Raw genomic sequence first — 12,870 nt, 5'->3', positions numbered from 1 at the left:
TTTTTCTTTCCTCCCGAATCTGCTTGGGACATCATTTAACTGAACCAATGGAATTGCGACAGGCTTCCCAGCAGGAAATAATTGATCATCAGCACGAGAAAACAAGCCGTATTCCACAGTGCAGCGACCTTTCCTTGCAGCTCTTTAATCAGCCTGATATAAAGATAGTAGCTGTACAGCAGCAGGACGACAAACGAACCAAGCACTTTGGCATCGAACCAATACAGCGTTTCTAGTGAGACATACGCCCAAATGACGCCGAGAATCAAACTCAGCAACAGCATCGGAACCCCGATGACATTCAGAACATATGCCATATAATCAAGCTTAGACAAATCTTCTATTCTCAACAGCCATTTTCCCCATTTTTTCTTTTTCAGCAGATGATATTGAAACATATATAGCACAGAAAAAACGAAAGAAAGGGAAAAAGCGCCGTATGAAAGAATCGCCATTGTAATATGAATCACCAAAAGCTCGGATACTAGCTGTCCGGAAAAAGCAGCTGATTGCTGCTCTGTCGGTGAAAAGGTATGAATGGCGATCATAGAGAATCCTATTACATTTGTAAAAAACACGATAAAGTCAACTCGTAACAGCTTTGTTAAAACAAGTGACAGCGTGACAAGCACCCAGGCATAAAAATAAAGCGCCTCCGTCACATTTAATACTGGAAACCGCCCCGTCACCCACATAAAATAGGCCAAATACACGGTTTGCAGAGTCCAGACAATAGAAAGCAACCAGAAGGCCATTTTTCCAGCCTTCCGGTTGTGTTGAAGAAAATCTATAAAATAAAAGAGTACACTTAATGCGTAAATGACGATTGTTCCCTCATTAAGTCTTGCCATTGCAGTATCAATCATTCAGCATTCACTCACTTACAAGTGGGGCAAAGCCCGCTTTTGATTCAGCCTTCTTAAAAGAATGGACCTTTTGGCTGCTTTCGACAGTTTTTATCATTTGACGGCCCGCAGCTTCTTCAATATCAAAGATCTGCATAAACAAGGCCAGCTTTTCTTCAGAATCAGCATCTGCTGCAAGCTCTTTCACCTTTAATATCGGATCGCGCAGCATTTGATTAATGATACTTTTGGTATGTTTGTTCAACAGTTTTTTCTCTCTTGTGCTCAAGTGCGGCAGCTTCCGCTCGATACTGTCCATCGTTTCTGACTGGATGGCAAGCGCCTTTTCGCGCAATGCGGAAATAACTGGCACAACCCCAAGTGTATTTAGCCATTGTTTAAACTCCACAATGGTTTCTTCAATTAACAGTTCAACTTTTTCAGCGGTTTCTCTCCGCTCTTTCATGTTCGCCTCTACAATGCCTTCCAGATCATCGATATCATAAAGGAAAACACCTTCAAGGTCATTTAGCGCCGGATCAAGATCTCTTGGCACAGCAATGTCCACCATAAACAGCGGACGTCCCTTACGAAGCTTATTCGCGTTTTCCATCATCTCTTTGGACACGACAAAATCACTTGCGCCGGTTGAACTGATAAGAATATCGGCCTCCGCAAGCGCGCTTTCAAGCTGATTCAAGCTTCTCGCTTCACCGGAGAAACGGTCTGCAAGCTCCTTCGCTTTCAAGTAAGTTCGGTTAATGACAGTAACCTTGCCGATTCCCTGTCCATGCAGGTTTTCCGCTGCAAGCTCGCCCATTTTTCCCGCACCGAGAATCAATATGTGCTTGCTTGAAAGGTTTCCGAAGATTTTTTTCGCAAGTTCAACTGCTGCATAGCTTACTGACACTGCATTTGAGCCAATGTCTGTTTCAGCGTGAGTCCGTTTGCCCACCGTAACAGCCTGCTTAAACAGCTCATTAAAAATCGTCCCGATCGTTTTTTCTTGCTGAGCTGTTTTAAAGCTGTCGCGCACCTGGCCGAGAATCTGCGTTTCGCCAATCACCATCGAATCAAGTCCGCAGGCTACACGGAATAAATGCTCAACAGCCGCGTCGCTCTCGTAAAATGTTAAGAACGGTGACAGCTCTTCTTTGCTTAGTTGAAACCAATCAGCTAAAAACTTTTTTATATAATAACGGCCGGTATGGAGCTGGTCGACTACCGCATAAATTTCGGTGCGGTTGCAGGTGGAAACGATGATGTTTTCAAGAATGCTTTTCTCTTCTTTCAGCTGCACCATCGCTTCTGCCAGCTCATTTGGCTGAAAGCTTACTTTTTCACGTATCTCAATAGGGGCGGATTTATAATCTACTCCCACAACAAGTATATGCATCGCTTTAATTACACCCCCAACACCCAATCTTTATTTATAATCATTCTAACATAGAACTCATTATTTATAATAATTATAACATAGTTTCTTTCGTAAAATGTGAACAGATTTTAAAATTCTTATGCTATATTAGAAAAAGCTTCACGCAAAAGAAGCATTCCTATTGACAATACCAAAAACAGCAGATTTTTACTACACATCAGCTCTAAAAAACAAGAAGGTGATATTTGCATGAAACAAAAATCAATTTTATTCCCTTGTCTGCTCCTTGCCGCTTCTGTATATGCATGGCTTGAAAGCGGCCAAGCCGAACTGTTTTCAGGGCAGGGTCAATGGCCTGTTCTCCTCATGCTGTTAGGCGCTGCCTTTGTATATCAAGGAAAAAAAGAAGCCGTCACACCCCATTTTTTTATCGGTTTGCTTCTTTTCGGAATTGGTTTGCACTTTTTTGCAAAGCCGAAATGGACATGGTGGCCGGATGATTTTGAAATGCTTCTCTTTCTGATCGGTTTCTCGCTCTTGATTTCAACCGTTCAGAAAAAAGAATATGTATATGAAGCTGTGTCGATGATTTGTTTTTCCCTGTTTTTGTACTTTTTCAAACAAATTATGGCGTGGCTTGAGTCTGCTCGTATTCCGACAGCGCTTCTGAAAGAGTATTGGCCGTTTGTCTTTATTGGAATCAGTTTATTGTTATTATTGATAAAACGAAAAAAATCTATACGATAAATAAAACCGGCAGAGAGTATTCTCTACCGGTTCAGCGTGTTGACAAACCCTCGCATTCGTTGTCAAGCCTGCGCGTCGGTGCTCACGAATTAGAACATTCGCTCCGCTCCAATGCTCGCCTTTCCTAGACTTCAAAGGTTTTCAATCACGCTGAAAAAAGATGACAAAATCCTAAAACTGAAATCATTTTAGGATTTTTCACAATTTAAAACCGGCAGAGAGTATTCTCTACCGGTTTATCATTTTTTTGATCGCTCCCCAAGCTTCATCTTTCCCCTTTTTCGTTTCTGAGGAGAAGAGAATCAGCTCGTCTTCCGAATCAATATTTAATGTCTGTCGGACAACCTTCGCGTGTTTGTCCCATTTTCCTTTCGGGATCTTATCCGCCTTTGTAGCGATAACAATAACAGGAATGCCGTAATACTTTAAGAATTCATACATCTGCACATCATCATTAGACGGCGCATGCCGCAAATCAACGATCTGCACCACTGCTTTCAATTCCTCGCGTGTTGTGATGTAGGTTTCAATCATTCTGCCCCAAGCTTCACGCTCAGATTTTGACACTTTAGCAAAACCGTAACCCGGTACATCCACAAAATGCAACTCATCATTGATAATGTAGAAATTGAGCGTTTGTGTTTTTCCCGGTTTAGATGATGTTCTCGCAAGATTTTTGCGATTGATTAATGAATTGATAAAAGACGATTTTCCCACGTTCGATCTTCCGGCCAGTGCAATTTCCGGAAGCCCGCCCTCAGGGTACTGTTCCGGCTTAACTGCACTGATCACGATTTCTGACTTTGTGACTTTCATTTCTTCTCTCCTACTAAGGCATGTTCCAAAACTTCGTCTAAGTGGGACGCCAATATAAATGTCAGCCCTTCTCTGACGCTTTCCGGAATATCCTCTATATCTTTTTCATTCTCTTTAGGCGCAATGATGGTCGTTAATCCCGCTCTATGCGCACCAAGCGCTTTTTCCTTCAATCCGCCGATCGGCAGCACACGTCCGCGTAGCGTGATTTCCCCAGTCATGCCGACTTCCCGTGAAACCGCCCGCCCAGTTAAAGCAGAAACAAGCGCTGTCGCCATCGTAATACCGGCTGACGGACCATCTTTAGGCACCGCACCCTCAGGTACATGTATATGAATATCATACTTCTCATGAAAGTCAGGTTCAATGCCAAGTTCTTCTGTTTTTGAACGCACATAGCTGAATGCAGCCTGAGCTGACTCTCTCATTACATCTCCGAGCTTTCCTGTCAGGATCAATTTTCCTTTCCCCGGAGAAAGCGATACTTCAATAGACAGCGTATCTCCGCCGACGGTTGTATAGGCAAGCCCTGTAACTACACCTATCTGGTCTTCTGTTTCAGCTTGTCCGTATCTGAAAATGCGTTTTCCGATAAAGTCCTGAAGATTCTTCTCAGTGACCGTAATCCGTTTTCGCTCTTCAGCAACAATGGCTTTTGCGGCCTTACGGCAAATCGCGGCAAGCTGGCGTTCAAGACTTCTCACACCCGCTTCTCTCGTATAGTAGCGGATGATATCGAGAATCGCCTGGTCACGAAGCTGCAAGTTACTTTTCTTGAGCCCGTGTTCCTTGATTTGCTTTGGAAGCAGGTGGTCTTTTACAATTTCGAGCTTTTCTACTTCTGTATAACCCGCAATATTAATAATTTCCATTCTGTCTCTAAGCGGGCCCGGGATCGTGGCCAAATTGTTCGCCGTTGCGATAAACAGCACTTTTGATAAATCAAAGGTTTCTTCAATATAGTGATCACTGAAGGTGCTGTTTTGCTCTGGATCAAGCACTTCAAGCATAGCAGATGACGGGTCGCCTCTGAAATCAGATGACATTTTGTCAATTTCGTCTAATAAGAAGACCGGATTCAGCTTGCCGGCTTTTTTCATGCCTTGAATAATGCGTCCAGGCATTGCTCCGACATAGGTCCGTCTGTGTCCGCGGATCTCTGATTCGTCACGCACGCCGCCGAGTGAGATTCTGACGAATTTCCGGTCCAAGCTTTTTGCAATTGATTTGGCTAAAGACGTTTTCCCGACACCAGGAGGTCCCGCCAAGCAGAGAATCGGACCTTTCAGGGATTTTGTCAGCTTCTGGACAGCCAAATATTCTAAGATACGTTCTTTCACTTTTTCAAGTCCGTGATGCTCTTCGTCCAAGAGACGTCCTGCCTCTTTCAAATCAAGCTTATCATCTGTCTCATCCGTCCACGGGAGAGCAATCAGCCAGTCGATATAGTTGCGGATCACAGAGCTTTCTGCGGAACTTGACGGAATTTTTTCGTATCTGTTCAATTCCTTAAGCGCGGTTTCCTTCACATGGTCAGGCATGCCTGCTTCTTCGATTTTTTCCGTCAGTGTCTGAACTTCGCCTGTTTTGCCTTCTTTATCGCCAAGCTCTTTTTGGATCGCCTTCATCTGTTCACGCAAGTAGTATTCCTTCTGCGTACGCTCCATCGAACGTTTGACGCGCTGGCCGATCTTTTTCTCGATCTCAAGCACTTCTTTTTCATTATTAATAAAATCAATAACCTTGTTCAGCCTGTCTTTGACGTCAGCCGTTTCTAAAATATCCTGCTTATCCTTGAGTTTAAGGGGCAGGTGAGAAGCAACGATGTCTGCCATTCTCCCTGGCTCTTCGATATCAGTAACCGCGGCGTATGTTTCGGCCGAGATTTTTTTAGAAATTTTTATGTACTGATCAAAGTGATCTAACAAAGTCCGCATCAATGCTTCGTCTTCTGTATCTTTCGATTCATCTTCATGAATCAGCTGAATGTCGACCGACGTGTAATCCTCATGCTCATTGTATTTGACGATTTGGGCGCGCTTGAGGCCCTCAACCAACACACGAATCGTACCGTTCGGAAGCTTCAGCATTTGCTTAATTTTTGTATAGGTGCCGACAGTAAAAATCTCATCTTCACCCGGTTCGTCTATCGAAATATCCTGCTGAGTGGCTAAAAATATCATATGATCATGCATCATTGCCTGTTCAAGGGCCTGAACCGACTTGTCACGTCCTACATCTAAATGCAAAACCATCGTCGGGTACACTAATAAACCTCTTAAAGGGAGGAGCGGGATGCTGCGTTTTAATTCTTCTGCCATGTGACTGACACCTCCGTGACTTTAGTATGAACCATTATAATACAACTTTTTCATCCTTGTACAATAAACGGCATGGTTCCATTTTCTATAAAACAGTCTCCTCGTAGTATACCCTTTCTTTCTGATATGAAAAAGGAAAAGATGTCCTTCATGAAAAAAACCCTATTTTAAAAAATAGGGTTAAACGGATTCTTTATTGATTTCAATATTAAACGGTTTTTGTTCCGTTGGCGGATTCACTAAAATTTCATCAAGCACTTCCTGGAACGTCTTTACTGCAATAATCGTGATTCCATCAATCTGCTTTAAAATCGACTGCTGATTTTCATATGGGATAATCACCTTTTTCGCACCGGACTGCTTGGCCGCTTTTATTTTCGGAATCACGCCTCCAATGGGTTTCACAAGACCGTTCAAGCTGATTTCACCCGTCATGGCAATGGTATTGTCAATTGGAATTTTGTGAATCGCCGAGAAAATTCCTGCAGCCATCGCGATGCCCGCCGACGGACCGTCAATTGGAATCCCTCCTGGGAAATTGATGTGAATATCATAATCAGACGGCTTCATTCCCATTGTCCGGAGCACGGTTAACACATTTTCAACCGAACCCTTCGCCATGCTTTTTCGCCGGATTGATTTTGATTGGCTGCCGATGCTTTCTTCTTCAGCTATTCCCGTGATATTAATTGACCCTTTATCCTGAGCCGGGGTTACACTCACTTCGATTTCCAGCAGCGACCCGCTGTTAGGTCCATATACGGCAAGCCCATTTACAATGCCGACCTGCGGTTCAGCACCGATTTTCTGCTCGTGCTTTGGAGTAAGCTGGCTGGAATGAATGACCCATTCAATATCCTCAATCGTAATGTCTTTCCGATTCTCCGTTACCGCCATTCCCGCTGCGATTTGAATCATATTAACAGCTTCCCGCCCGTTCCGTGTATAGCTGGTCAGCAGATCCAGACTTTCATCGGAAATGTTTTTTTCAATTTTATCCGCTGCTGTTTTGGCAACGGTTTTCAGCTCATCCTTTTCAAGCTCACGGAAAAACACCTCTAAACAACGGGATCGGATAGCTGGCGGAATTTCGTTCGGCATTCTTGTCGTCGCGCCAATCAGACGAAAATCAGCCGGCAGCCCATTTTGAAAAATATCGTGAATATGATTCGGGATTTGTGTGTTTTCCTCACTGTAATACGCACTGTCTAAAAAGACTTTTCTGTCCTCAAGCACCTTCAGCATTTTATTCATTTGAATAGGATGCAGCTCCCCTATTTCATCAATAAACAGCACACCGCCATGGGCATGGGTAACAGCTCCCTGTTTCGGCTGCGGAATCCCCGCCTGTCCCATTGCTCCGGCCCCTTGGTATATGGGATCATGAACAGAGCCGATGAGCGGATCGGCAATTCCTCTTTCATCAAAACGAGCTGTTGTCGCATCGAGTTCCACAAAAACAGCCTGTTCTTTAAACGGTGATTGTTTATGTTTTTTCGCTTCTTCTAACACAAGCCGTGCAGCAGCTGTTTTCCCGACGCCAGGAGGTCCATAGACAATGACATGCTGTGGATTCGGCCCGCATAAAGCCGCCTTTAATGCTTTAATGCCGTCTTCCTGTCCGACGATATCTTGAAAGCTTTTGGGGCGGACCTTTTCAGATAATGGCTCGGACAAGCTGATAGCGCGCATTTTCCGAAGCTGCTCCATTTCCTTCTTTGATTCCTTATCTATCGTGACCTTTTGTGTCCTTTGATTTTTAAGCAAATTCCAAAAATACAAACCAATGATGATCCCAAAAAACAGCTGAATAAATAACGCGATCCCTGTCCAACTCATGATGGTCCCTCCTGAAAAACAATTTATGTATCCAATTCATTCCTCTGATTGCTAGTATCTCCCATAGAAGACGGGAATAAACGTTTTTCCGGAAGAGTTTGCAGGACAAAAAAACCTCCTGAATGTCACCACTCAGGAGGTTCGTGCTTATCTTTATGCAGATGTTTTATCTTGGCTTACCTCAGTGCCGTCTTTTAATAAGAGGCGAGGAGGCTCTCCGTGTGTTACAGTTGCCCCGGTAATCACACATTTTTCAATGTCATCACGGGATGGCAGCTCAAACATCACATCAAGCATAATACCTTCAATGATAGAACGGAGTCCGCGCGCTCCAGTCTTGCGTTCAATTGCTTTTTTAGCAATTTCAGAAAGTGCTTCTTCTTCAAACTCAAGCTCAACATTGTCAAGCTCAAGCATTTTCTTGAATTGCTTAACAAGAGCGTTTTTCGGTTTTGTTAAGATCGCAACCAACGCTTCCTCGTCGAGCTTTTCAAGGCTTGCAATAACCGGAAGACGTCCGATAAATTCAGGAATTAACCCGAAGCGAAGCAAGTCTTCAGGAAGCACTTTTGAAAGAAGGTCTTCTTTCTCCAGATCAGCAGCTTTATTGTCCCCACCGAATCCAATCACTTTCTGGCCTAAACGGCGTTTGATGATTTGTTCGATACCATCGAAAGCACCGCCGCAAATGAACAAAATATTTGTTGTGTCAATTTGAATGAATTCTTGATGAGGATGCTTACGTCCTCCTTGAGGCGGCACGCTTGCCACTGTACCCTCAAGAATTTTAAGCAACGCCTGCTGAACACCTTCACCTGACACGTCACGTGTAATAGACGGGTTTTCTGATTTTCTTGCCACTTTATCGATTTCATCAATATAGATAATGCCTTTTTCGGCTTTTTCTACATCATAGTCAGCAGCTTGGATGAGCTTCAAGAGAATATTCTCTACATCTTCACCCACGTATCCAGCTTCAGTCAAAGACGTAGCGTCCGCAATCGCAAACGGCACATTTAAAATGCGAGCCAATGTTTGCGCCAGAAGGGTTTTACCGCTTCCTGTAGGACCGATTAATGAAATATTACTTTTCGAAAGCTCAACATCATCAACTTTGCTGTTGGAGTTAATGCGCTTATAGTGGTTATACACAGCAACAGCGAGTGATTTCTTCGCTTGATCCTGGCCGATGACATATTCATTCAGAATTTCGCGGATTTCCTGAGGCTTCGGTACGTCTTTAAATTCTACTTCTTCTTCAGTTCCGAGTTCTTCTTCCACAATTTCAGTGCAGAGTTCGATACATTCGTCACATATATATACACCAGGTCCGGCTACAAGCTTACGAACCTGATCTTGTGTTTTTCCACAGAACGAGCATTTTAATTGTCCTTTTTCCTCGTTAAATTTAAACATTCTTTCACCCCTTAATCTTGTCTCACTTTTTCTTTTACCGGCAGAGCAAAAGAAAATGATTCTTGAAACGAACGAGTATGTATTGCATTTTACCATACTTTCCAAAAAGACGGTAACAATGTGTTTCTGACTTGCACATTCTATATGTATGACAAAAAACAGCCTTGCATTAACTATCTTGCCCCAAGAAAAAGAGATATATCATAATTGTACAAAACAAGGCACGAATCATTCGCGCCCTGTTTTATTATTACTATTATTATGCACCATATTAACGGTTTTCTACAAGAAAATCAATTGCTTTGCGAACTTTTAAATCTTCCTTCATCGCGTCAGTAGAACCGATGGCTTGTTTAATATTTTCAACAGGCATGTTGTATGCTTCAGCCATTTTAGAAAGCTCAGCATCAACTTCCTCATCTGATACTTCAAGGTTTTCCGCTTTCGCAATCGCCTCAAGAGTCAGGTTAGATTTTACGCGTTTTTCAGCATCTTCTTTCATTTGCTCTTTTAACGCAGCTTCATCTTGGCCTGAGAATTGAGTGTAAAGCTCAAGGTTCATGCCTTGCATTTGCAGACGCTGTTCGAATTCTTTCAGCATGCGGTCAAGCTCAGTGTCGACCATTGCTTGCGGCACATCGATTTCAGCATTTTCAGAAGCTTTCAGAACAAGCTCTTCACGCAATTTAGCGTCAGCTTCGTTTTCTTTTGCTTCTTCTAAACGTTTCTTTGTTTTTTCAGTTAATTCAGCAAGTGTTTCCACTTCTTCATCGATATCTTTTGCGAATTCATCGTCAAGCTCAGGAAGCTCTTTCGCTTTGATTTCGTGAATTTTCACTTTGAACACAGCTGGTTTGCCTGCAAGCTCTTCAGCGTGATACTCTTCAGGGAATGTCACTTCAACATCCTTCTCAGCACCTGCTTCAAGGCCGACTAACTGATCTTCGAAGCCAGGGATGAATGAACCAGAACCAACTTCTAGAGAGTAGTTTTCAGCTTTTCCGCCTTCGAACGCTTCGCCGTCAACGAATCCTTCGAAATCAAGAACAACTGTGTTTCCTTCTTCAACAGCGCCTTCTTCTTTTACAACAAGCTCAGCTTGACGCTCTTGAAGCGCTTTTAGTTCGTTTTGAACATCTTCGTCAGTTACAGCTGTGTCGTCTTTTTCAATGCCTAAGCCTTTGTAATCGCCAAGCTTCACTTCAGGTTTTACTGTTACTTTCGCAGTGAAGATTAAGCTTTCGCCTTTTTCGATTTTTTCAACATCGATTTCAGGACGGTCTACCGGCTCGATTCCAGCTTCTTCAACCGCTTTAGGGTATTCTACAGGAAGAAGAATATCCAAAGCATCTTGGTAAAGAGCTTCTACGCCAAAGCGCTGTTCGAATAATCCGCGAGGAATTTTACCTTTACGGAATCCAGGAATTGAAACTTGTTTTACTACTTTTTTAAATGCATCATCAAGTGCTGTTTTAAACGTTTCAGCATCAACTTCAACCGTTAAAACGCCTTCGTTGCCTTCTTGTTTTTCCCATTTTACAGACATGTGTTTCCCTCCAAAAATCTATTCAGGTTGTGTCGGTCTTCCATTCTAAAGCAATCATTCGGCTTCGTCCAACAAAAACAAAGCTGCCAAAGATCAGAATCATTATGTATAGATGTTAATAATGAACTGCAAAGCCTGTCCAACCGTATTTCTTATAACCCGTTATACACAAATACAACCATTATATTATAACATAACACATAGCGCTTTCAACTATATGGCGCGATTTACAAATAAGAAATTTCTTCAATATCTTTTATCATTGTGCACGCTTCATCGAGTTCTCTGTCGGTAAACTCATACATCATATGAAGTTCTTCTCTTTCAATTTCAATCCCGTGCATCTCGTAACCGACTTTATGCAGGGCAGCCGCCCAAAGATCGGCCGACAGCAATTTCGGCTGGAACGGATATAAAACGTACAGATGTCTTCTCCACAGTTCTTCTACTGCCGCGTATAAGGTTGGATTTTCATTTCCAAGCGTCTCATCCAGCACCCGGAGCACACGGTGTAAAATCGGAGCGGCATCAGGCGGGACAATCTCAGACGGTTCAATTGTCAAAGACTCGCCAAATTTAGTAATGTGCACCGGTTTGCTATACTCGTGCTCCGCCAATAGCATGACAATCATCGTTTTGATAATCGGGTGAGCTGAAGGGTCTTGAAGGATTGTTTTCAGCAGTCCTGTATACTTCGCTACATTGCGGTCTTTTAAGGAATGAATTAAATTCATTTGCTCCTCAGGGCTTGCCAGCACTTTCTCAGTGTCAATGGTATCCTCATATTCCTCGGCCCAAGCCTCGTCCTCACGCTCCGGATCAGTCATTTTACGGCTGAAATCAAGCAGCTTATAAAATTGCTCTGCACTTTCTGCAGGCAGCTGGTTTTCTTCTAAAACGGCTTCAATGGTGCTTTTGACTTCTTCGTATTTTTTGAGCTGAATTAAGATGGTCATGTACACCTGCAAAACCGTAAAATAATGGCCATAGCCTTCTTTGAGCATCTTCTCGCACACTCTTTTTGCCTCTTCCAATTCGCCCAGCTCTAAAAAGCAGATGGCCATCCCTAAGTGAAGATCGGATTCAGTATCATCATATTTCATTGCTTCCGAAAACAGCTCAAGCGCTTCTTGATACTTTTTTTCCTTCAGTGATGCCATCCCTTTTTCCACAAGACGGTCTTTCAGATGAGGAAAAGGAATAATTTTTGCGTTCTTCTTGTCATGCGTCATACCTATATTCCTTTCAGGCATTTATTTTGTTCAAGTGTATCAACACCTGTGAACAAACACAAGAAATGAAAGGTTTCATCAGGCAAAAAAAGCCGCCGGACAGATGCCGGCAGCTTTTTCAGGCTTTAAGCCAAGAGCTTCTTTGTGATTCAAATTCCTTGATTTCATCTTCAACCAAAAGCGTTAATGAAATTTCATCATAGCCGTTGATGAGCATCTCTTTCCAATGCGGATCCACTTCGAATGAAATTTGATTGCCTTCACTATCATGAATAAGCTGATTTTCAAGGTCAACAGTCATCTGCAATGACTGGTTTTCATACTGGCCGACAAGCTTTTTCCAATTGTCATACGGCATGCGAATCGGCAGCATACCGTTTTTAAAACAGTTCTGGTGGAAAATATCAGCAAATGACGGCGCAATAATGATTTTAAATCCATAATCATCCAGCGCCCACGGAGCGTGTTCACGTGATGATCCGCAGCCGAAGTTTTCTCCTGCTATTAAAATGGAAGCGCCTTGATAAGCCGGCTGGTTTAATTCAAATTCAGGGTTCGGTTCACCGTTCGCATCATATCTCCAGTCAAAGAATGCAAAACGGCCGTAGCCTGTTCTTTCAATCCTCTTCAAAAATTGCTTAGGAATAATTTGGTCTGTGTCAACATTGATTCGATTTAATACGGCCGCTTTCCCCGTATGTGTTTTCAAAGGTTCCATCTCGCGCACTCC

The 12,870-nt window shown here is 43.0% G+C and carries 10 protein-coding genes; 1 reads left to right on the top strand and 9 read right to left on the bottom strand.

Annotation, left to right across the window (positions count from 1 at the left end):
- Positions 1-35: 35 nt before the first annotated feature.
- Both KHQ79_RS01525 and hemA read right to left on the bottom strand, forming a co-directional pair.
- Positions 36-866 carry a cytochrome c biogenesis protein gene (locus tag KHQ79_RS01525; RefSeq protein WP_003222575.1) on the bottom strand — a complete coding sequence of 277 codons (831 nt, stop codon included), beginning with the start codon at positions 864-866 and terminating at the stop codon, positions 36-38.
- A gap of 7 nt (positions 867-873) precedes the next feature.
- Positions 874-2,241 carry a glutamyl-tRNA reductase gene (gene hemA / locus KHQ79_RS01520; RefSeq protein ID WP_003237602.1) on the bottom strand — a complete coding sequence of 456 codons (1,368 nt, stop codon included), beginning with the start codon at positions 2,239-2,241 and terminating at the stop codon, positions 874-876.
- A gap of 231 nt (positions 2,242-2,472) precedes the next feature.
- Between hemA and KHQ79_RS01515 the strand changes: the two genes are divergently transcribed.
- Complete coding sequence (locus KHQ79_RS01515) at positions 2,473-2,970, top strand: hypothetical protein (protein WP_225514080.1); 498 nt, start codon at positions 2,473-2,475, stop codon at positions 2,968-2,970.
- Positions 2,971-3,198: 228 nt separating this feature from the next.
- Here KHQ79_RS01515 and yihA read toward each other — a convergent pair whose 3' ends face one another.
- From yihA to leuD, 7 genes are all read right to left on the bottom strand, one after another.
- Positions 3,199-3,786 carry a ribosome biogenesis GTP-binding protein YihA/YsxC gene (yihA, locus tag KHQ79_RS01510; RefSeq protein ID WP_225514079.1) on the bottom strand — a complete coding sequence of 196 codons (588 nt, stop codon included), beginning with the start codon at positions 3,784-3,786 and terminating at the stop codon, positions 3,199-3,201.
- Positions 3,783-6,107 (bottom strand): endopeptidase La, encoded by a 2,325-nt coding sequence (gene lon, locus KHQ79_RS01505; RefSeq protein WP_003237606.1) that lies wholly within the window; start codon positions 6,105-6,107, stop codon positions 3,783-3,785. Before lon ends, yihA begins: the two co-directional genes overlap by 4 nt.
- 180 nt (positions 6,108-6,287) lie before the next feature.
- Positions 6,288-7,946 (bottom strand): ATP-dependent protease LonB, encoded by a 1,659-nt coding sequence (gene lonB, locus KHQ79_RS01500; protein ID WP_003237608.1) that lies wholly within the window; start codon positions 7,944-7,946, stop codon positions 6,288-6,290.
- A 153-nt stretch (positions 7,947-8,099) separates the two neighbouring features.
- A complete protein-coding gene (gene clpX / locus KHQ79_RS01495; RefSeq protein WP_003222561.1) occupies positions 8,100-9,362 on the bottom strand; it encodes an ATP-dependent protease ATP-binding subunit ClpX in 1,263 nt (420 codons plus the stop codon).
- A 271-nt stretch (positions 9,363-9,633) separates the two neighbouring features.
- A complete protein-coding gene (gene tig / locus KHQ79_RS01490) occupies positions 9,634-10,908 on the bottom strand; it encodes a trigger factor (RefSeq protein ID WP_019259085.1) in 1,275 nt (424 codons plus the stop codon).
- A gap of 227 nt (positions 10,909-11,135) precedes the next feature.
- Positions 11,136-12,140 carry a DNA damage checkpoint antagonist DdcA gene (gene ddcA / locus KHQ79_RS01485; protein ID WP_003237612.1) on the bottom strand — a complete coding sequence of 335 codons (1,005 nt, stop codon included), beginning with the start codon at positions 12,138-12,140 and terminating at the stop codon, positions 11,136-11,138.
- A gap of 118 nt (positions 12,141-12,258) precedes the next feature.
- On the bottom strand, positions 12,259-12,858 hold the full coding sequence (leuD, locus tag KHQ79_RS01480) for a 3-isopropylmalate dehydratase small subunit (RefSeq protein ID WP_225514078.1): 600 nt from the start codon (positions 12,856-12,858) through the stop codon (positions 12,259-12,261).
- Positions 12,859-12,870: the final 12 nt, after the last annotated feature.

Source organism: Bacillus sp. TSO22, assembly GCF_020223595.1.
Classification (GTDB): domain Bacteria; phylum Bacillota; class Bacilli; order Bacillales; family Bacillaceae; genus Bacillus; species Bacillus inaquosorum.
Note: the sequence above shows the minus strand (reverse complement) of the source record. Positions and strands in the feature narration are given on the sequence as shown.